The organism is Bradyrhizobium macuxiense, assembly GCF_001542415.1.
Taxonomy (GTDB): Bacteria; Pseudomonadota; Alphaproteobacteria; order Rhizobiales; family Xanthobacteraceae; genus Bradyrhizobium; species Bradyrhizobium macuxiense.
In genome coordinates, this window is record NZ_LNCU01000072.1 from 144,320 (window position 1) to 163,958 (window position 19,639).

The window sequence follows — 19,639 nt, forward strand, 5'->3', positions numbered from 1 at the left end:
GTGCGGGTGGTGCTCATTCGGGCGGCACCACGCTCAAGAGTTTGTTATTGAGGTAACGTTTGCCGGTCCGGGTGCGTCGAGCATTGAGCGGCAGTCGTCGCTTTCACAGTCGCTTCACACAAGGGATGACCATCATGACCACCAAGACCTGCATCGGCCTCTCGGCTGCGATCCTCTCGCTCAGCCTCGCCTTCGCGCCCGTCGCGTTCGCCCAGGACAAGATGGGCAAGGACAACGCGATGAAGAAGGAGGACACGATGTCCAAGGATCACATGAAGAAGGAAGGCGGCGCCATGATGAAGAAGGACGACGCCATGAAGAAGGACGGCGGGATGAAGAAAGACGACGGCATGAAGAAGAACTGACCATCGCCGTCACTCCGTCATCGCCAGGCCCGCCGCCGGGGCGGGCCTGCCAACGCGTTTTCTCGCGCGAACCGGCGTCCGCTTCGCGCGAAAGCGCCTTAGCGCTTCTTCTTGCCGCGCTCCTTGCGGGCGGCATAGCGAGCATCGCGCTTGGCCTTCTGCTCGGCGAGCAGCGCCTCCTGCCTGGCCGCTTCCTCTTCCTGCTCGCGCGCGATCCGGGCGGCTTCGGCTGCGGCAGCCTCTTCCTGTTGGCGCTTCTGTTCGGCCTTCTCGGCTTCGCGGGCTTCCTTGGCCTTCTCGCGGCGTTCGGCGATCGCCGCGCGTTCCTCGGCCCGCGCCTTCACGGCGGGATCGTCGGGCCCTGGCTGGGTGCGAAACTTGTTGAGGAGGTTCTGCCGCGCCTGCATCGCCGCCTTTTGGCGGTCGGCAAAACCCGGTTCCTTGAAGCCACTCATAGAGGAAGCCTTGCTGCTTTCTGTTCGGTGATGGGATGGGATTCGGTTCCGGCGTTTCAATAAGTGAACACCGGCAAAAATGCCAGCGTCGAAGGAAGGCAGCAGAGCAGGGGAGATATGAGCGAGCAGCAAATGGCCCGAGGCTGTGTTGATCGGCGCGCCGGCCAGGGACTCGCGGTTCTCGGCAATGCGGTTCTCGGCAATATTGCCTTCCGGCCTGTGCGCTCTTCGCGTTTGCAGGCTCGTCGCGACGGTCACACCCGGCGGGCTGCGGGCGCCGGTGAGTAATCAATCACCGCGACTCGTCGAAAATCCTAACCGCGCTGGAAGAACTCGTGCCGCCCGCCGGTGCCCAAAACCTTGGCAACCGTTTCGGCAGTCATCGCGACCCGATCGGAGGTGCGCTGCGCCTCCAGCCTGTCGCGGGCCTTCTCCCTGATCAGCAGGTCGATCAGCTGCAGCCGGCTGGTCTCGTCGACTGCTTCCAACAGCAGCTGCCTGTAACGGTGAAAGTCGTAGGTGGTTTCCTGTTTGCTCATTGGCACGCCCCGCACACGCGCTCCATTGGGCCTGCAGTCTTTCGCAAGGTGCCGCGGCATGCAACGGAATCAGGGGACTGCTGTTCAGCTAGAGCATTTTTTGCTGTGCGACTGTTGCAGAATTGATCGCACGCAACCGGGCAAAGCGGCCATGATGCTGATAGGATGATTTGGAACCGAAGCGATCATGGGTGATTCCGACGAAGGCGGCAGCCGCCGTGGTGCGCTGATAGGCCTTTTGATCGCGGCGGTGATGCTTGCGGTCGGGCTCTGGCTCGCCCATGACCTGACCGCGGCGAGCAAGATGCAGGACTGCGTGATGTCCGGCCGTACCAACTGCAATGTGATCGAACCGGACCGGTGACGGTTCTTGCGGCAGTGCAGTATCGACCCCAAATCGTCGAGTCAGCGTAACCCGAAATAGCCGGCCTGGATTGTGATCCCGATCACAGGGGAGCCGGGTGAGCCGATCCAAGATGCATGGGATCGACAGGAACCAAAGCGATGATCTCCAAGCTGTGGTCCCGAAAGGGCGCGGCACTGGCCGCGGCGGTCGTAACATGCGCCTGTTTGGCGGCACTGGTGTCGTTCAGCCTCCCAGCCTCCGAGCCGGTCTCCAGCGCGGCGCTGGGTCCGGACTGGGAATGCACCCGGGTCGCCTTCGTGTTCACCTCCTGCGCCCGTACGGCCCAGGCCGGAAACCGGACAATCCGGGTGCGGGCCAAGGAGGACTGCCCGCCGGACATCTAGGCGGCCGGTCCGGTCGACGTAATTTGCGGATTATTTCTTTGCGGCCCGGGGCTTAATCGACAGACCGAGGCGCATCGCCATCTTCTTGATTCGCTCCGGCGACCGTCCGGTGACCTTCACGACTTCCTCGAGCGATTTGGAGGAGCGAGCCAGTTCCATCAGTCGTCGGTCCTCCTTGAACGACCAGCGCGGCTTTCGAGCCATCTTGTTGCTATCCTCGTATTACTGGATCAACAAAGCCGCCAAGCGAGGGCGCCTGACGGCTTTGCCGGTGTGGGCCCGGACCTTGGGGATTTGTCCGGTGGATAAGCAATACTGCTTCCGGATAAGGCCGCAATTGAAACCGGAACTTAACCTAACTTGTAAAGGTTACTCGGATCGAAGGTGGCAGGAGGCCTTATGCTCAAGGTCGCCATTCTGGGTGCCGCAGCACTTTGCCTGTCCGGTTGCTGGTCTGATCCGGAGGTCACGGGATCGACCAACGCTTGCGCGGCCAATCTCTACAGCCAGTACAATCCCAAGATCATGGACCAGTGCGTCAACGCCTGCATCAAGTGTGACCACGGCACCGTAACGACCTGCACGACGTCCTGTACGCTGAAAGGCGCACAATAGCCGGTCCGCACATTCGCCGACGCAAGCATTGACCGCGTGTCTGCTGACGGCGCCGCACGCCGGGCGGCGCTGCGAAGATCCAATTCACGTATCAAACCGCTCGTTTCGCAGCGTCGTCACCCACCACCGGGTCGCGCGAATGCGCGCCCGACGACAGGCTCCGGGGGGTGACCCAGTATTCCAGAGACGTCTGTGAAGCGAGGGGCCGCGGTGTACTGAACGCCCCGCCTGCGCGGGGCATGACAACGGAGAGAGTGTGCGCAACCTGCATGACGATGCAACTTGCCGACCATTCAGCTCGCTGTCCGCTCTACTTGTTGACCGACATGTCATGGCGAATTCGTCAAATCGCGCGTCGTCGTGCTAACCATCGCCCTGGATCATTGCCATGCAAACCTCCGGACCTGAGCCGAAATGACCTCTGCCGCATACGTCGCCGTCGATTGGGGCACCAGCAGCTTGCGCCTTTGGCTGATCGACCGTGCGGGCCTGGTGCTCGGCGAACGCCGCAGCGAAGAGGGCATGATGACGGCCGCCAAGACCGGCTTTGCGCCCGTGCTGCAATCGCATCTGGATGCGCTCGGCGCGGCGGCCGACCTGCCGGTCGTGATCTGCGGCATGGCCGGCGCCCGGCAGGGCTGGGTCGAGGCCGGTTACATCGACACCCCGGCGCATCTCTCCGATATCCTCGATCGCGCCGTCGTGGTCGGCGGGCAGGCGCGCGACATCCGGATCCTGCCGGGAATCGCGCAGCGTGATGCGACTGCGCCCGACGTCATGCGCGGCGAGGAGACCCAACTGCTCGGCGCGCTCGGACTGGATGCGGCGGGCGAGGCCATCGTGTGCATGCCGGGGACGCATTCCAAATGGGTGCGCGTGCGCTCCGGAACGGTCGAACGCTTCGCGACATTCATGACCGGCGAGCTGTTCAGCGCGGTTGCGCGCGACACGATCCTGTCGCACACCGTCAACGGTGCGGAGGAGGCTGCTGACGAAGCAGCCTTCAAATCCGCCGTTGCGGATGCGATTGCTGCGCCGGCGTTCGCCGCCAACCTGCTGTTTCGCGTGCGTTCGCGACAGCTTCTCTTCGGCGGCAGTGCCGCGGCGGCGCGCGAGACGATCTCGGGCACGTTGGTCGGTCTCGAACTGGCGGCCGGGCTCGTCGAACGTTCACCGGAGACCATGGTCACGCTGATTGCATCGGGGCGGCTACAGCGGCTCTATCAACTGGCCCTCGAAACCCTGTCGATTCCGCTCCGCTGCGTCGATGCGGAGGAGGCGGTCCGTCGCGGCCTTTCCGAAGCTGCGGCGGCAATCTGGAAGAGCTGAAGGATCAACGCATGAGCATCCCGTTTCCACCGATGAAGAGTCCGCTGGTCGCGATCCTGCGCGGCGTCAAGCCGGACGAGGCCGATGCCATCGTCAGCGCGCTGATCGAGGCCGGCATGACGGCCATCGAGATTCCGCTCAACTCGCCTGAGCCGTTCCGCTCGATCGAGATCGCGGTGAAGCGTGCGCCTGCCGATGTCCTGATCGGCGCGGGCACCGTGTTGACGGCCGATGACGTCGATCGCCTGCACGGCGTCGGCGGCAGGCTGATGGTGTCTCCGAACGTCGATGTCGATGTGCTGGCGCGCGCCAATGAGCGCGCGATGGTCACCATGCCCGGCGTGTTCTCGCCGACCGAGGCGTTGCTGGCGGCAAAGGCAGGCGCCTCGAGCCTGAAGTTCTTTCCGGCAAGCGTGCTCGGCGCAGCGGGCATCACCGCGATCCGCGCCGTGCTGCCGCCGAAACTGATGATCGCTGCCGTCGGCGGCGTCTCCGACGCTAATTTTGGTGGCTATGTAAAGGCCGGAATCCGCGCGTTTGGCCTCGGCAGCAGCCTCTACAAGCCGGGCATGACGGCGGCAGACATTACCGTTCGGGCCAAGGCGACCATCGCAGCCTACGACAGGGCGGTGCAGGATACGGGGGAGTGAATAAGCGCGCTCCTCGGTGACATAGCAGTCCGAAATGTGCGGACACTAAAGTCGAGATTCCAGCTTCGGTCCTGGGCTGGCGTGCCCAAGGCGTGGCTCTGTCCCGGCCAGTAGTCGCTGAATGTTGGCGCGATGGCGGACGATCACGTAAATACCGCCTGCAATCACCAGCACGCGATAGGGCGATGGTTGCTCAAGGCCGCAGACGAGGGCGATCGCAGTCAACGCCGCGAGCATCGAACTAAGGGAAACGATCCGAAAGACGGCCAGCGTAACGGCAAAGACCGCCGCCGCACCCAAACCTACCGGCCAGGACAATGCGAGCAACACGCCGAGCCCTGTTGCTGCGGATTTGCCGCCTGTGAAATTCAACCAGATCGAACGGCCGTGCCCCAGCAACACGGCAAGTCCAGCCAGGCACACGGCCCAGGCCACCAGGGTTTGCGGATCGATTCCAGCCGGAGGCGTGACTGATGGCAGCGTGCAGACCCAGGGGTAAAACCAGCGGGCAAAGACGATCGCTCCCGCACCCTTCAGCACGTCCACCACGAGCACAGCCAGCGCAGGCCATGTGCCGAGGGTTCGCAACACGTTTGTTGCCCCGGTGGATTTGGAGCCGTGCTCCCGGATATCGATACCCTTGAGTAGTCTCCCTGCCAGATAGCCTGTGGGCGTAGCGCCGATGAGATAGGCGATCGCCAATCCAGCCACGCTCGCGACCCAGAAGATCATCCGAATAACCTCGACGTTCTAATCCATCGACTTGCCGCCTTCGATCACCCTGAACAGCGGTGCTGCCTCGCGGGGCTGCTCGAGCAGCTCATCCACCATAGCGAGTGCGGCCGCAACGTACTTCTGCGTCGCGGTGTCGAGCGGCCGCTCGGCTTCATCGGCGAGGGCCAGCTTGGCGCCCTTGAGCAGCTTGCGGGTTCGCACCGCTGACTCGTCTCCGGCCGTCAGCGAGGCTCTCGCGATCGATCGCAGGACGAACAGCTCGCCCTCGAGCCGCAGCAATCGATCGTTCAGCTTGTTCAGGACGGTATTCAGGTTCCGCATTGCGTTCTCTCGGGAGGGTTCAGGCGGTCGCGCTCGGGCTGTTCCGAGGCTTGTATTGGACCTATCCTTACACGGTCATTCCTGACGAAATTCTTGTGCCGCCGCCGGGATCGGCCGCGCATCGTTTGATGGCGTTTAATGGCCGCGTGCCGGCCGGCTGGTGGAGCGGCACTTGGGCGCATTTGTGGATCGATGGGAAGATCCCTAGATTGGTTGCGGTTCCGGCGTACCGGCCGGGCACGATGCGCGCATCCGACAAATCCGCAGATCACGAGGACAAGCACGTGAAGATCACTGTTGAAACGACCGTTGCCGCACCGGTCGCCGAGGTTTGGCGGGCTTACACGACGCCCGATGACATCAAGCAGTGGAACGCCGCCTCCGACGATTGGCACACCACTGCGGCAACCGTCGACCTGCGCGCCGGCGGGGCCTTCTCGTCCCGGATGGAAGCCAAGGACGGCAGCATGGGCTTCGATTTCGCCGGCATCTACACCAAGGTCGAGGAGCCCCGGCTGATCGAATATTCCTTCGGCGACCGCACTGCGCAGGTCGCGTTCGCGCCGGAGGGGAGCGGCGTCAAGGTGCAGGTCAGTTTCGACAGCGAGGACACCCATTCGGTCGAGCAACAGCGCGGCGGCTGGCAGGCGATTCTGGACAATTTTAAGCGTTACGTCGAAGCAAAGTCGCGGTCCCGATAGGGGGCTGCTGGAGAGGAGGGATCGGCGCATCGGCCGAGGAGGCGGGAAGGTGATAGTCTCGCGACGTCTTCATCACGGGTCGTCAGGAGCAAATGCGATGCGCTCGGTCTTGGCTCTTGGTCTGCTGGTCATCCTGTGTGCTTCTGCGAGCGCCGCTCCGGCGCGTCATTCCCACGCGCGCCAACCGGCGGTCACTCGTCCGCCCGCGGCCGAAGCCCCGCGGGACCGCTTCGCCGTTCCCGGCTGGAGTGACGAGGCGACGCGTCGATGGCTTGACCGGGCCTCGTCCATGGTCGGGATAGGCGGATAATCGGCTCCGTCACGGGCCTGCAGGCGCGAGGGAGCCGGCCGGTCCACGCGTTGCGGCCACTCGGACACGTGCCCGTCCGGTCACTCGGTTCCTCGTTCGATCGCAGGAACTGTGCGACGGTCACCGCTTTATCCCGCGATTGATTTCGAACCTAGGGAGAAGATCGATGCGCCAGCTCTTGCTTGCCGCTGTTGCGTTGCTGATCGGGACGTCATCGTGCTGGGCTCAGGGACATATGGGAACGCCGCAGGAGCAGCAAGAGTGCAGGCGAGACGCAGCGCGATTCTGCCGCAAGCAGCTGGGCGATGATAGCGCGGTGCAGCAGTGCTTGCAGGAACACCGAACGCGGCTGAGCAGGAGCTGCCGGAAAGTCTTCGAGAGCCACGGCATGTAGAGTGGTCTTCGGCCGCGAGGAGACGAGGACAACCCGCTCGACGATGATCAGGATCATCGATCCATGGGTCGAAGCTCCAGGCTCTCGATGTTCGCCGGCGGCGGCGAACCGTCGTTCGGCCGGGTCGGCGGACTCAACGTGATCGGACCGTTCGCGCCGCCGCCGAGAACATTGATGCCGGCGTCCTCGGCGTGGGTGTAGGTGCCGGCGAGGCCGTCGGGCGCGAGCCATGGCACTTCGGCCATCACCTTCCAGTTCAACGCGACGTCCGTGTCGCCGATGAAGACATCGAAGTTCTGGATGGCCGCGATGTAGCGACTGTCCGGCGCGCTATCGACATGCAGCACGCAATTGAGATTGGTCACCGAGCCGACGATGAACCCCGTATCGGGGCCCCCGCGACACTCGAGCGTTCCGGCCTGTACCTGCTGCGCCACGGTCGTTCCAGTGGGCGCAGCGAGGGCGGCTGCGCCACACGCCGCAAGGACGACCAGATGACGCGCGGTCCGCATGGTCCGGTACAACCCGAATGGTGCAGCAATCGGTCCGCTTCCCTCGGGGGCATCCCTCATCTGTGGTTAAGAGAGCCTTAGCTCAGGCGTGGCTGCGGCGGCACGCCATGAGCCGGGGTGTCTGTTCGTCGGGCGCGAAGTTTCCTCACATCATCGTGTCCTGGCCTGGCGCCTCGCGAGGCAAAGTGAGTGCGCCGTTTACTAGGGCGATTGCGATCGTCACGATTTGCTATGCAGCGTATCTCTCATTGTTCGGAGGCTCCTGGTCTGATCGCGGGAATATAGTTTGGGGCCTGGGAATCGCGCTATTGATTTCGAATGCTGTGCGCGGATCGATTCAAATCCGCGCTGCCAATTCCTAGTCGGATAACCGTTTAGGATGGGGTGACATCCGAACTTGCGCGCGGTGCCGTTCGCTTTTTGCGCGCTAACCTTGGCAGGCATGGCTTGTGCTAAATCGCTCGTCAGCTGACTATCGCTCTTCCTTTTCGCGAAGCTGCTCATCGGGCGGTCGCTGAATATTCACCAGGCGTGGCCTTGACCGGCCCTTGGGGCGCCTTGCATCGCGGCGCTCCCCACGAGCACGGCAATGACCGGCCAGAGACTCCTGGCATCCGCGTCTTCCTGGTCTTTCAGTTGAACGGCTGCGCGTGGCGCGACCGATGAAACGAAACCGGGCACAGATGGCTGCGCGCTTTCCAAGTCAGTCATTCCAAAATGCTCCCCGTCCAAAAATAAACTGCGGACCAAGAATCAACGGCGAGCAATGTTCAGAGGAGCGGAAATAATCTCGCAACCATTGGTGGATGGAAGTCGTGATTTTTTACGAGGTCGGCAAGCCCTGGTTTTCGGACTTGGTGTGAACTACTTCACGCGAGCTTATGCCTTCCAGCTTCAAGATACCGGGCCTCGACGCGAACAGAAGGAGTCGCGGACATGAGTGAAAGGCCAGGACGCGGGCTTCCGGATTGGCTCACAACGGATGTGCTGATGATCGCCGTCGCAGTTGCGATTATCGGGCTCGGCCTATGGATCGCTCCGTAGGTGCGGATCATCCAGACGGTTTTCGTCAGATGATCCTATAGCTCTTTGCGAGGTTTCCTTCGCGGGCCCGTAGATTGACGGAATTTACGTAGCCGCAGTCACGATGTTAAAGGACCCTGGAGGGGTCTCCAACATGATTGTGGTGCAGGTCGTCTTTTTCGTCATAGCTGGCGCATCTCTGTTCGGGCTAACCGGGTATCTCTTTCGCGATCAGATCACGGGCAGACACTGATTTTAGGCTTGATGTTGCAGAGGCGATGACGGTGCGGGCAGCACCGCGTCATACATGTTTCTTGCATGAGAGATCGGGTGAAACGCGAAGACCTCGAAGCCCTCAGGCTCTTGCGCGCGTTCTCGAAACTCAGCGATCCTGAAAAGCGGCAGGCGGTCCTCAAATTCGTCGAAGCGATGCTGCCGTCCGAGAAGCCGCAGCAGGAGCCCCGCGAATAACGGCGGCCCACTGCCTGCCAGGCGCGCCCATCAGGGGGCGTCTCCCACTCCGATCAATGCGTGTGCAGAGCGTCGTACGCGTGGGCAAGAAAGACAGCGGCGCTAAACAACGCCAGCGCGGCGATGGTGGCTTCCATCATGACACTTCCCCTTATCGTTGGGGAATCTGTACCGCCCAAATGTTTCCGCGCGGTTTCGTGAGTCGATGAAAATGGTTTCGCGCGAGACTTGAGACGGCTGGCGCCTGGTCTCGCTGGCCTGGCGACTGACCGGCTCGTCCCAAAAAAATACGCCGCCGGGCTCGAAATACCACTGTCCCGGCGGCGCCCTGTTTCAAGCTGGCCCTGCAATCCCCAGCGAGGGGCATAGAGCAGGACGCGTGCCACAGGCGTGTGACATTTGCCAATCCGTGTTCACGCCGATGCACGGCAGTGGTGCTTTACGGTCGTGGCGATCCCGGCAGGATTCGAACCTGCAACCCGCGGAGTAGAAACCTTCGGAGTGCCCAAGCAAATCAATATGTTAGGGCTTTTGTGTACCGTTCGCGTCTCAAAGCGCCTTTGCCCAGTCCGACATTGAGCAGTCAGAAAACGGTGCACAATTGGTACCATTTCTGACGCCGGTTACCCGCCAAGCAGGCGCGCCTGGACGCCCTCGGCCGCCCGCTGGTCGGCATTGGCGTCGGGGAAGAGATGGCCGTACACGTCGAAAGTTACCTTGATGGAGCTGTGGCCCATCAGCGTTTGGATCTGCTTCGGGTTATAACCGCTCTCGATCCACAGGGATGCGCAGGCATGGCGCAGCGAGTGCAGGCCGTACTTCGGAATTTCCCGCATCACGGGCTCGCCGGCGTTGTTTATGACAGGTTTGCCGGCGGCATCAAGGACGGCCACCTTCTCGGTGATCTCCTTGGCCAGGAGGATCGGATGCAGGCCACGATCGAGCATGTTTGACATGCTCTCGACCTTGCCGACGCCGTTCGGGAAGACCAGCCCGAGATCTCCCTTCGGGCAAGCCAGCTTCCACTCACGGAGCGCATTGACGACGATCGGAGGGCAGGGGATCAATCGATAGGCCTTCTTCGATTTGAGCTTGCCAATGCGGTGTGAGGCATCGGCGCGCTGGGTCAAGCTTAACTGCTTCGACTCGAGGTCGACATTCGACCAGGCGAGGCCACGAAGTTCGCTGGATCTTAACCCGCAGAAGATGGCGGTCAGGACGACCGGGCGCCAGCGGCCGGCAGCGCCTGCAATGATCGATTGCAGCTCGGCTTTGGTCGGTATGACCGGTCGAGGGTCATCGCGCTCGGGAAGGTCGAGGTCGACGTCCGCGGTCGGCGCGATGCTGCAGAGGCCGCGGCGCCGCAGATCCTTGAAAATGCTTCCGAGCGAGCCAATGATCTTTTTGATCATCTCGGCCGAGCGGCCGGCATCGCGAAGCTGATCGGCAAATGCGTCGGCCATCGGAACGTTGAACTCGGAAGCTTTCTTCGCTCCGATAAACGGAACGATGTGCAGGTCTACGTGCTCCTCGTAGCCCTTCACGGTCGACGGCTCGAGGCCTTTCTCGTTGCAGCGTTTGATCCACAATGCGGCGCCCTGCTTGATCGTGGGGGAGACGCTTGCCGGCGTGTGAATGCCACGGGCTACGTCGTGCTGAACTTCGACCAGCCAGGCCTCACCGTCGCTCTTGCGCGCGAACTGCTTCGTCCGACGTTTGCCGGCGCCGTCGGTATATGCAGCACGCCACGTCACAAGGCCGGATGGTAGGACGCGCTTGCGTACGGTGCCCATAGCAAACTCCTAGGCCTTTTGGTCCTTGCTTGATCTGGAAGGTCGACTGCGTTTGCGGTCGACTGAACGCGGCGAAATAGCACCATCCTCAACGAGGCTCTTTAGTTTCGTGCTCAAATCGATGAGGAAAGTCCTCGTCACGAAGGCTTTCTTTGCGATTCCATGCAGCTCGCGCCTGCGCGCCGCTGTAAATTCGCGCTGATCGGTAAAGCTGAACCGCGTATATTCCTGTTTCCCAGTTAGCCATAACCAGCTAACCAGTGCATCTGAGCCAGCTAGATCGATTTCTATGCTTTCTACTGAGGCAGCCATCTCTGGATCGGCGAGGATACCTTCGATCGTTTCTTGAAAATTGGCTTTTGTCGGTCGACCTTGAGCGGCTAACAGATTCTCATTGTGCTCCGCTCGAGCCTTTCCATTCGCAGCGCGTTCGACTCGCATCGGAACATCGGCAAGGGCATCCGCCGCCATATAGGCGATCAGGAGCATGGCGACGTTGGCGTATGTGAGTGGCACACCGCTTCCAGGTCCGCGACCGGGGCGCGATTTAATCAGGCCGTGTTTCACGAGCGACCGCTGGCGTTCGTAAAGCACGCCGGGTGACACGCCAACCAGTTCGGAAAGAGCGGGAAGGAATGCATTCAGACTGATCATGGCCGGACCATACAGTGGATAATGTTGTAGGTCTACAATATTGTCGTTGCAATTCGCCTAGAATGTCGTAGCTCTACAACATTCCAATAGGGCGAATGAAGGACCTGGCGCGATGACGAAGCAAGAGATCGATGACCTCTTGGCGAAGCCCACGATTACCCCGGACGAGCTCTTCCGGTCGAAGGTCCTGCCTCTGAGCAGAAATGGCATTTACGAGGCAATTAACCGCGGCGAGATCGCAGTCATGCCGATCGGAAAGAAAAAGGCGATCATCACGGCGCCTCTCCGCAAGCAGCTCGGCCTCTAGGCAGGGCGCTCGCGACATGGTGAAGGTCCGGGGGCGACACGTTCCAGAGCCGAGACGTGGCACGTTGCGTCAGGTTTTGCTCGCGGCCGCACGCGTGCATATGAGTGAGCATCGCATAGCGGGGAGGACAGCGGTCAAAGAGATTCAAGCTGTGGCGGCATCGCTCAGCCCGTCCGATCTTCTTCTAGAGAGGGTATCGGCAAAGAATCCGATCATCCCCGCCTATAAATCAAGGGCGCCAAGTGGCGCGCTGATAATTGAGTTTCGTTGCCCGACCTGCCGAAATATTCACTCGCACGGGCTGCCTGACTCGTCGCCGCTCCAACATCGGGTTTCCCACTGCCCCGAGGATTTCGGCCATGCTCGGGGATACCGCCTGCTCGTCGTTGGCTGGCGGCCATCTGGCGATCTTCCGTTATGCTCGGCATCGGAAATTGATGCGCTAAATGACGTGGTCCGAGCCGCCGCCGGAGAAGGCGGTTGAATGAGCGGACCCGATGACGCTTTCGAAGCATGGCGGCGCAGAGCGCTTGACGCGAAGATTCTGGATGTCGCCACCAGCAGCATCGTGAACGCCAAGCTCCGGAAGAAGTCCCGGGAGCATGTCGGTCCATGCCCGCTGTGCGGCGGCGGATCGGACGTCAAGGGCAAGCGCCGCGTCGCCGACGGCTTCGCGGTCAATCCGGCGAAGGGCGTCTTCAATTGCCGGCGCGGTGGCGTCGGCGGCGACGTCGTCGCGATGGTCATGCACACGCGCGGTGTGCCTTTTGTCGCAGCGTGCGAGCTGATCGTCGGTGAGCCGCCGCCGGCGCGCGGCAGCGCCATCACCGAGGAAACACGCCGAAAGAGTGAGGAGCTGCAGGCCCAGGCGGCCGAGCGCGAGCGCCGACGGATCCAGGACGACAATATCTACCGGGCCCGCGAGATCCGCACCGTGCGCGACATTTATGATCGTGCTCATCCGTTTGCGGGCTCGTCGGCCGAGATCTACGCTGGCATCCGCGGCTTGACGTTCCCGCCGGCGCCGACGGGCCGTGCTGCGCCGATTAAGTCGGTCGAGGCAATGCCTTACCACGTCGACAAGGATACGATCGCGCATCGCGGCCCTGCGATGGTAGCGCCCATCATCAATGCGCGGCGTGAGTTCCAGGGCCTGCATTTCACCTACCTCGATCTGGCGCGCGAAAAGGGCAAGCTGCAGCTGGAATGGGAAGGTGAGATGCTCGACGCCAAGAAATCACGCGGTTCGAAACAGGGCAACTTCGTCGCCTTGACCGGCCCGGTCGAGCCCGAGTTCCTCGTCATCGGCGAGGCGATAGAGAAGACCACCGCGGTCTACATGGCCCTGGCATCGACGGGCAGGGACATGTCGGCCGCCGCATTCTGGTCGGGCTGCGATCTCGGCAACCTCGCCGGCAAGGCCGCCGCCTCGGTGATTCATCCGACACTCAAGAACGAAAAGACGGGCCGAGCCGTGAAGGTGTCTGGTCCGGTGCCCGACCTGACGTCGCCGGCGATTGAGATCCCCGATAGTGTGACGGACCTGGTGCTGCTCGGCGATTCTACGTCTGAGCCGTTCTCTACCCGGCAGGCAATGTCGCGCGCCGCGGCCCGCTACTCGCGACCGGGCCGCACTGTGCGCATTGCCTGGGCGCCTGGCGGCATCGACTTCGACGACCTGCTGCGCGATGCGAAGGGCGACGATGTCGCGACCGCCGCGGCGCTAGCCCGGATTGCCGATATTGTCGATCGAGCGATCGAAGATCCAGGGTCGGCCCTCGACGCCGCCCCACCGGTTCATCTGACCCTGGAAGAGCGCCGCCAGATCGGCTCGGCCGAGCTCGGGCGGCTATTGGCTGACCTGACCGCCGCGCCTGCGGAAACGCGCATGGATTCGCTGCTCGCGATCGCCGAGCAGCTCGGCGAGCTGGTCGCGGCCGACGCGATCGTCGAGACCTTCGCAAAAGCCTCGCTCGAGCAGGCGGCCGCCGGCGCCGGCATGATCGGCGAGCATGGCGCGAAGCCCGTCAAGGCCGCGATCGCCGCCGGCCTGAAGGCGGGCAAGAAGCGGCCGCGGGATCTCGGTCACGCACCAGCGAAGGATAACGCCATACAGATCGCGTTGTCCTCTCCCGCTGCCCCCGGCCGCGGGGGAGATGAACCGCCAGACGACGATCCTTCCAGTTTTGACATAGACGACCTCAACCGAAGCTTCGCGTTGGTCATCTGGGGCGGCAAGGCCGTCGTCGTGAACGAGCAGCCCCACGGCCCCGTCAACGACCGCGTTCGGCTGTTGTCATTCGACGCCATGAGCCAGTGGTTCGCAAACAAGTTTACCGAGGTCCGCGGAGCAGATGGCAAGGTGAAACCCGTTACATGGGCGACGGCGTGGCTACGTCATCGGCGCCGTCGGCAGTATGCTGGCGTTGAGTTTTTCCCCAATCCCGACGGCATCGCTGGCGCGGCAAACTATCTAAATCTATGGCGCGGTTTCAGCGTCGCTCCCTCGTCAAACGGAAGCTGCGAGAAGTTCAAGGACCACCTGCGGGTCAATGTCTGCCAGGAGGATGAAAAACTCTTTCGATATCTGATGGGCTGGCTCGCTCACCTCGTGCAGAGGCCAAGAGTTCGCGCTGGCGTCGCGTTAGTGTTGCGGGGCGCAAAAGGAACCGGAAAAACTAAGGTTGGCGAGGTGATCGGGTCGCTATTCGCTCCGCACTACTTCCTTGTCGATGATGCCCGGTATCTTACAGGACAATTCAACAGCCACATGGCGAGCTGTCTTCTGCTACAGGCGGACGAGGCACTGTGGGCTGGCGACAAGTCGGCCGAGGGAAGACTGAAGGGGCTCATCACCTCGGAAATTCAAATGGTCGAGGCGAAAGGCATCGATCCGGTCCGCATGCGGAACTTCGTTCATGTCGTCATGACAAGCAACGAGAGTTGGGTGGTTCCGGCGACGGGTGACGAACGTCGCTTTTTTGTTCTAGACGTCGGATCGTTATGCCAGCGCAATAACATCTACTTCGCTGAGATAGACGAGGAGCTCGATCGAGGCGGCCGCGAGCGGCTGCTTTTCGAATTGCAAACGCTGGATCTCGACCAGTTTAATATTTGGGACGTGCCACAGACTGAAGCTCTGTTGGATCAGAAGATCGGCTCGCTGGATCCTATCGACGAATTTTGGCACAGCCGGCTTCATGAGGGCTTGTTGATCCATGGCGATGAGGATTGGCGAAACGTCGTCGCAAGGGATGACCTCTACAGTGAGTACCTGCACGAAGTGAAAGCCCGTAATCTTGGCCGCGCACGCGGCAGCGCCGACTTTGGTAAGCGAATTAAGAAGCTCGCTCCAGAGATCCGCGACACACGTCCAGCGATTGAAAAAGAGCCAGGAGTTGTCAGGCGGACGCGTTGCTATGAGATGCCATCCTTACAAGATTGTCGCGAATCATTCGAACGGTACCTCGGCCAGCCGATGAAATGGCCTGCACTGACACCGGACCAGCACAGTCGAGCTGATACGGGAGGGCCAGATGCCGGCGATATCAGCTTCTAGAAGTCCAGTTAAACCGGGCTTCGGTCCACGCTGTCCGGGCTGTCATATTTCCTTGGACCAAAAGAAATCCAATAAAAACGGGCGTTGGTCCACGGTGTCCACGCTGTCCACGTCGCGCGCGCGTATAGAAAAATATGTGGCGAAGCAGCGCTGTGCGAGACGTGAGGTAGGCACAACGAAATTGCCCTGTCTTAAAAATTATCCTGGACAGCATGGACACCGTGGACCAGGGCCTAATTTACAAGGTGCTTCTTGCGGTCCACGCAAAAAGACCAGCATGGACACCGTGGACCGATGCCAACCCTGGGCAACTCCGTCCGGTTCGGCTTCCGCCGAAAAAGACGTACCGATTTGTTCGGTCTTTTTCTCAGCAAACAATGGAGCAGGCGATGAATATTGTTCAATATGACGCTGCCGCGAAGGGGTAGGCCTCACGGGTCCTTCCTGGCCGCGGCCTCATGCGGCACAGCCGAGTGATCGACCTCTCTAGCAAGGTGAAATTTTCAAAAAGGGTAAAATTCAATTTCACCTCAAAACTCAAGTTCTCTACCGGAGAAGATTATTCCATGCGAACGATCCGCACGAAGGGCGAGTACGCAAGGCTCAAGAGCCGTTCGCCGCAGGCGGTCACGAAGTGGATCGCAACGGGCAAGATCAGCAAGGCGGCTATCATCGGTGATGGCCCGCGCGCGCGGATTTGGGTAGAACAAGCGGACGCCGATCTCGCAGCAAATCTCGACCCGTCGCAGCAGTGGTCGCAGGAAGTCCCTGCAAATGATCCTCTGGCCTGGTTGCGACAATGAGGAGGAGGATGAAAGCGGTTGGGGATAGGGCGGTTGACGATGCTCAAGCCCGAGTGGCTAGCATCGAAAGCGCGGTCATCTCTTCGGCGAAGGGCATTGCCGAATGTCTCGCTGCAGCGCTGCCGGCCGAGGAGCATCACTCGACGACAAGCACGCCCTCGTGGATGACCGAATTCCGCTCCGGAGAGATACTCACCACGGTCGACGCTGCGACGATTCTCAACGTCACGTCACAAGCGGTTCGCCTCCGTTGCGAACGTTCGGACGATGACGGATCTCCGATCGGCCTGCGGTTTGCCGGCACCTGGCTTGTGTCGCGGCGGCTGCTGCTCGATCAGATCGAGCGGAATAACGGCCTCCACGCCCGTCGTGTCGTGGAGGGTGAGGCAGAAAAGTTGTCCAAACTTGCGCAAAGCAAAGTCGGAAGCCTGAAAATCTGATCCGAACTTTGCTTTGGCAAAGCCGGGTTTCGCGAATCCGCGCCAAGATGAGCGGGTTCACGAACAGGGTCGGGTCGCCATGGGACTATTCAAGAAATCGCCGTCCGCAACGCTCGAAGCCGATCGCGCGCGGCTCAGCCGACGCCGGGAAGCGCTCGCCGTCAAGGCGAAGTCGGCGGGGGCCGACCTGCAGGCCGCGATCGCTTCGCGCACGGAGATTCTGATCGAGAACGACGACGATGCCGCTGTCGATGCGGCGAAGCGGCGCGTTGAAGATGCCAAGAGCCACGCAGAGGCGTTGGACCTGGCTGTTACTCGACTTGATGAGCAGATCGCAGATGTAGACCGCCGGATTGCGGAAGAACAAGATCGGACGGAGCGCACTCAAGCCTCCGCTGAGATCGACAGGCATCTTGTGTCGTTCGAGAAGGCGCTTCCGGGCGCTCTCGCAGCCCTTCGAACGCTCTCTCAGGCGGCAACGGAGATCGAGCACGTTGCCTTCGATCTCGGTGCGATAGCCAAGTACGCGCATTCGGCCGCGGTTGAACTCGAGCTCGCAGGCGCGGTGGCTCTCGATCAGGCCAAGGGAATTTCGCGTTCAGTGTTCGAGGGACGGGCGCCAATCCCACGTCGTGCGCCGGCGCCGGTCCCGGCTCCTCCAAAGGCCGTCCTGGAACGCGTCTGGACGGTCAAGCCCATCGCATGGACCGAAGGCAGTCTGACTCGGATCGAAGATTGCAACCGGTATATCGACCTGGCGCCGCTCCTGGCCCAACGCGCGATCGACCGCGGCGCTGCGGTTCGGCTCGGTGATCCGCGCGCCGGCAAGAGCGTCGCAAGCTGGCGCCAGTGGCACGGCTTTGGCCAGCCGACCCTGGGCAAATGCGTGCTGCTGGACGGCGAAGCGCAAACATCTCTTCAGCGAGAGCAAGCTGTGCCGGAGGAGAGCAAGATCATGCATTCGAAGGTGCAGCCGCTTTTCGAGCTGCTCGATCGCGGGGAGCCGTACGTGATCAAAACTAGTCCGGGTAATCCGAGCGGAGAGGCTGCGTGAACACCATCACATCTGAGATTGCCTTCCGTGATTGCCCGCGCGGGTGGCGGCCACCGTCGCGAGAGCATCGTTTGGCCAGCGTCGGCAGCTACGACCCTGAATCTCATACGGCTGAGGCGGTGCTCTCGATCGGCGCCGCGGTCAGGCGCTTGTACGGCACGGAAAAGCTCGAGATTACCCCAAAGGCCGTCGATCTCGGACGAGCTCAGAGCGGGCTCGTTCCGCTGATCGATAGCCACAACATCGCCGGCATCGGCAGCGTTCTCGGGCGCGTCTCGCAGGTCAGGATCGAAGCAGGAAAGTTGATCGGGCTTCTCTCGTTCGACGATAGCGACGCCGGACGCAATGCCGAGGGGCTGGTGGCACGCGGCACGCTGAAGGGCATCTCGATCGGCTACCGCGTCGACGAGTGGCAGGTCACCGACGATGACGGCAACGTGGTTGATCCCGACCGCGAGCGGCTCATGTGGGACGAGCAGTACGTTTTCACCGCGGTCCGCTGGGAGCTGCTCGAGGTGTCGCTGGTCAGCGTGCCGGCGGATCCGGACGCGATGATCCGCTCGACGCGGTCCATGTCGTCGTCGGCGCCGATCGGCGCCGAGCGGGCGGCGGAAATCCTTGGCCGCATGCGCACGCGCCACCAGGCGGCGCTCAACCTGCCAGAGACCGGGACCTTGTCGAGTTTTCGCCGCAGGCACTTCTACTTTCCCCACCGTAAGACATGGGGAACGTAATGGAGGGCAATATGATCGCGCGCCGCAGCATCCCGGCACGCGTCGAGCCGAGCCCGCCGTCGGTTCCGGGTGAGACCGGTGGCGCGGCTCGGCTCATCTATCCGGATGCGAAAGCGGTCAGCTCGTATCGCGTTGCAGTCCATGAGGCTGGCCACGCGATCGTTGCTCGCATTCTGGACTGGAAGGTCCATTTTGCCACCGTGATTGCTGACGTCGATCTCGGGTATGGTGGCTGCGTTTGGGCCGGCGGGGGTGAGCCGGATCGTAAGCAATCGTTGCGTGATGGCGAACGCACCGTTTTCGATGTCACTGGCGTCGTCGATCAACATATGCCGCGCCACGGCGAGGACCGCGAGGATGCCGAGTCATGGTTCTTCGGCGCGTTTCACAGGGTCGTCGAGACACTGGCGGGCGCTGCCGCAGAGAACCTCATCTTCGGCGAGTACAACGAGCGCGCTTGTTCTTCGGACTATCTCAAGGCGGCCAGATACGCGCAAACAATCTGCACCTCCGACCGATCTGCATGGCAATTCCTTGAGTTTGCCCGCTCCGAGGCGGAGGAGATGCTGTCGAGATATCGCAGCGTGCTCGTCGCGTTGGCCAGCGCGTTGCAGGAACGGAAGGAGATGGACGGCGCGGCGATCGATCAGGTGATCATGAGCACGCTGGCCCATGAGGATCTCGAACAAGAGCGGCGCCGGCGCGCATATTGGGCTGCCCTCAGATGAGCCTCTCCCCGAAGCAGGCAACTTCAACGACGCCAGGTCGCGAGGAGCTCGAGCAGCTGCTGATTAGGAGTGGTTGGCCGGTTGCACACGAATACATCGAGCTGGTCAGGCGAGCGCTAAGGAATCCGAAGCGCACCGTCGGGGCAGCTTTCGGATTGACGAGAGGCCGCGGCGGCGAGCCAGCGTCCAGGGCAGCCAGTCGCCATGCGCGCGACGCTGCCATCCTCGAACTCTTTAACGCCTGGGGGCAAGAGCGCGGCTCGTACCGGCTAGCGGTCTCGGTCAAGGATCTGCACGCGGCGCTGCGGCGATACGAGGCGACGGGCTATCGACGCGATCTTCGCAGCAAGGGACCGAGTCTCAGCGATTCCCTGCGATGCGCAATGTTTGCAGTGGT

24 protein-coding genes are annotated in these 19,639 nt (G+C 61.8%); 16 read left to right on the plus strand and 8 right to left on the minus strand.

Features of this window, described 5'->3' with window-relative positions:
* The first annotated feature begins 125 nt into the window (after positions 1–125).
* Entirely contained in the window at positions 126–365 is a 240-nt protein-coding gene (locus AS156_RS20885) for a pentapeptide MXKDX repeat protein (RefSeq protein WP_066508153.1), read from the plus strand.
* Positions 366–463: 98 nt separating this feature from the next.
* Here the strand turns inward: AS156_RS20885 and AS156_RS20890 are convergent, their stop codons facing one another.
* Positions 464–820 carry a DUF6481 family protein gene (locus AS156_RS20890; RefSeq protein WP_066508155.1) on the minus strand — a complete coding sequence of 119 codons (357 nt, stop codon included), beginning with the start codon at positions 818–820 and terminating at the stop codon, positions 464–466.
* Positions 821–1,134: 314 nt separating this feature from the next.
* Entirely contained in the window at positions 1,135–1,359 is a 225-nt protein-coding gene (locus AS156_RS20895) for a hypothetical protein (RefSeq protein WP_066508160.1), read from the minus strand.
* A gap of 187 nt (positions 1,360–1,546) precedes the next feature.
* On the opposite strand from AS156_RS20895, the gene AS156_RS43410 reads away from it, so the two are divergent.
* Together AS156_RS43410 and AS156_RS41025 are read left to right on the plus strand one after the other, a co-directional pair.
* Positions 1,547–1,723: a hypothetical protein gene (locus AS156_RS43410; protein ID WP_201456081.1), complete on the plus strand. Its 177-nt coding sequence runs from the start codon at positions 1,547–1,549 to the stop codon at positions 1,721–1,723.
* A gap of 116 nt (positions 1,724–1,839) precedes the next feature.
* Positions 1,840–2,109, plus strand: a complete 270-nt coding sequence (locus AS156_RS41025; RefSeq protein WP_245312993.1) for a hypothetical protein — start codon at positions 1,840–1,842, stop codon at positions 2,107–2,109.
* Positions 2,110–2,139: 30 nt separating this feature from the next.
* Here the strand turns inward: AS156_RS41025 and AS156_RS43415 are convergent, their stop codons facing one another.
* Positions 2,140–2,313, minus strand: coding sequence for a hypothetical protein (locus AS156_RS43415; protein ID WP_201456082.1), 174 nt, complete (start codon positions 2,311–2,313; stop codon positions 2,140–2,142).
* Between the two features lie 195 nt (positions 2,314–2,508).
* On the opposite strand from AS156_RS43415, the gene AS156_RS20905 reads away from it, so the two are divergent.
* The 3 genes from AS156_RS20905 to AS156_RS20915 all read left to right on the plus strand — a co-directional run bounded on the left by AS156_RS20905 (position 2,509) and on the right by AS156_RS20915 (position 4,703).
* Positions 2,509–2,724, plus strand: a complete 216-nt coding sequence (locus tag AS156_RS20905) for a hypothetical protein (RefSeq protein ID WP_066508164.1) — start codon at positions 2,509–2,511, stop codon at positions 2,722–2,724.
* A gap of 414 nt (positions 2,725–3,138) precedes the next feature.
* On the plus strand, positions 3,139–4,053 hold the full coding sequence (locus AS156_RS20910; RefSeq protein ID WP_066508166.1) for a 2-dehydro-3-deoxygalactonokinase: 915 nt from the start codon (positions 3,139–3,141) through the stop codon (positions 4,051–4,053).
* Between the two features lie 11 nt (positions 4,054–4,064).
* On the plus strand, positions 4,065–4,703 hold the full coding sequence (locus tag AS156_RS20915; RefSeq protein WP_066508167.1) for a 2-dehydro-3-deoxy-6-phosphogalactonate aldolase: 639 nt from the start codon (positions 4,065–4,067) through the stop codon (positions 4,701–4,703).
* A gap of 45 nt (positions 4,704–4,748) precedes the next feature.
* Here AS156_RS20915 and plsY read toward each other — a convergent pair whose 3' ends face one another.
* Positions 4,749–5,435 (minus strand): glycerol-3-phosphate 1-O-acyltransferase PlsY, encoded by a 687-nt coding sequence (gene plsY, locus AS156_RS20920; RefSeq protein ID WP_066508168.1) that lies wholly within the window; start codon positions 5,433–5,435, stop codon positions 4,749–4,751.
* Between the two features lie 18 nt (positions 5,436–5,453).
* Entirely contained in the window at positions 5,454–5,759 is a 306-nt protein-coding gene (locus AS156_RS20925; RefSeq protein ID WP_066508169.1) for a hypothetical protein, read from the minus strand.
* Positions 5,760–6,043: 284 nt separating this feature from the next.
* Between AS156_RS20925 and AS156_RS20930 the strand changes: the two genes are divergently transcribed.
* Positions 6,044–6,460: an SRPBCC family protein gene (locus AS156_RS20930; protein WP_066508354.1), complete on the plus strand. Its 417-nt coding sequence runs from the start codon at positions 6,044–6,046 to the stop codon at positions 6,458–6,460.
* A gap of 476 nt (positions 6,461–6,936) precedes the next feature.
* Positions 6,937–7,164, plus strand: coding sequence for a hypothetical protein (locus AS156_RS44685; protein ID WP_066508171.1), 228 nt, complete (start codon positions 6,937–6,939; stop codon positions 7,162–7,164).
* Positions 7,165–7,217: 53 nt separating this feature from the next.
* Here the strand turns inward: AS156_RS44685 and AS156_RS20940 are convergent, their stop codons facing one another.
* Positions 7,218–7,601, minus strand: coding sequence for a DUF992 domain-containing protein (locus AS156_RS20940; protein WP_245312994.1), 384 nt, complete (start codon positions 7,599–7,601; stop codon positions 7,218–7,220).
* A 1,428-nt stretch (positions 7,602–9,029) separates the two neighbouring features.
* Here AS156_RS20940 and AS156_RS43420 point away from each other — a divergent pair.
* On the plus strand, positions 9,030–9,170 hold the full coding sequence (locus AS156_RS43420; protein WP_201456083.1) for a hypothetical protein: 141 nt from the start codon (positions 9,030–9,032) through the stop codon (positions 9,168–9,170).
* Positions 9,171–9,793: 623 nt separating this feature from the next.
* On the opposite strand, the gene AS156_RS20950 is transcribed toward AS156_RS43420, so the two are convergent.
* Both AS156_RS20950 and AS156_RS20955 read right to left on the minus strand, forming a co-directional pair.
* Positions 9,794–10,963: a tyrosine-type recombinase/integrase gene (locus tag AS156_RS20950; RefSeq protein ID WP_066508178.1), complete on the minus strand. Its 1,170-nt coding sequence runs from the start codon at positions 10,961–10,963 to the stop codon at positions 9,794–9,796.
* A 9-nt stretch (positions 10,964–10,972) separates the two neighbouring features.
* Positions 10,973–11,617 carry a hypothetical protein gene (locus AS156_RS20955; RefSeq protein WP_136626344.1) on the minus strand — a complete coding sequence of 215 codons (645 nt, stop codon included), beginning with the start codon at positions 11,615–11,617 and terminating at the stop codon, positions 10,973–10,975.
* A gap of 112 nt (positions 11,618–11,729) precedes the next feature.
* Here AS156_RS20955 and AS156_RS20960 point away from each other — a divergent pair, with 112 nt between their 5' ends.
* From AS156_RS20960 to AS156_RS20995, 7 genes are all read left to right on the plus strand, one after another.
* A complete protein-coding gene (locus AS156_RS20960) occupies positions 11,730–11,924 on the plus strand; it encodes a hypothetical protein (protein WP_066508184.1) in 195 nt (64 codons plus the stop codon).
* A gap of 484 nt (positions 11,925–12,408) precedes the next feature.
* A complete protein-coding gene (locus AS156_RS20965; protein WP_066508185.1) occupies positions 12,409–15,483 on the plus strand; it encodes a DUF5906 domain-containing protein in 3,075 nt (1,024 codons plus the stop codon).
* Positions 15,484–15,956: 473 nt separating this feature from the next.
* Positions 15,957–16,286, plus strand: a complete 330-nt coding sequence (locus AS156_RS20970; protein ID WP_136626345.1) for a hypothetical protein — start codon at positions 15,957–15,959, stop codon at positions 16,284–16,286.
* Between the two features lie 8 nt (positions 16,287–16,294).
* Positions 16,295–16,726, plus strand: a complete 432-nt coding sequence (locus AS156_RS20975; RefSeq protein WP_136626346.1) for a hypothetical protein — start codon at positions 16,295–16,297, stop codon at positions 16,724–16,726.
* A 79-nt stretch (positions 16,727–16,805) separates the two neighbouring features.
* A complete protein-coding gene (locus AS156_RS20985; protein WP_136626347.1) occupies positions 16,806–17,780 on the plus strand; it encodes a hypothetical protein in 975 nt (324 codons plus the stop codon).
* Positions 17,781–17,851: 71 nt separating this feature from the next.
* Positions 17,852–18,514, plus strand: coding sequence for an HK97 family phage prohead protease (locus AS156_RS20990; RefSeq protein ID WP_066508196.1), 663 nt, complete (start codon positions 17,852–17,854; stop codon positions 18,512–18,514).
* Positions 18,515–18,525: 11 nt separating this feature from the next.
* On the plus strand, positions 18,526–19,242 hold the full coding sequence (locus AS156_RS20995) for an ATP-dependent metallopeptidase FtsH/Yme1/Tma family protein (RefSeq protein WP_136626348.1): 717 nt from the start codon (positions 18,526–18,528) through the stop codon (positions 19,240–19,242).
* The last annotated feature ends 397 nt before the right edge of the window (positions 19,243–19,639 follow it).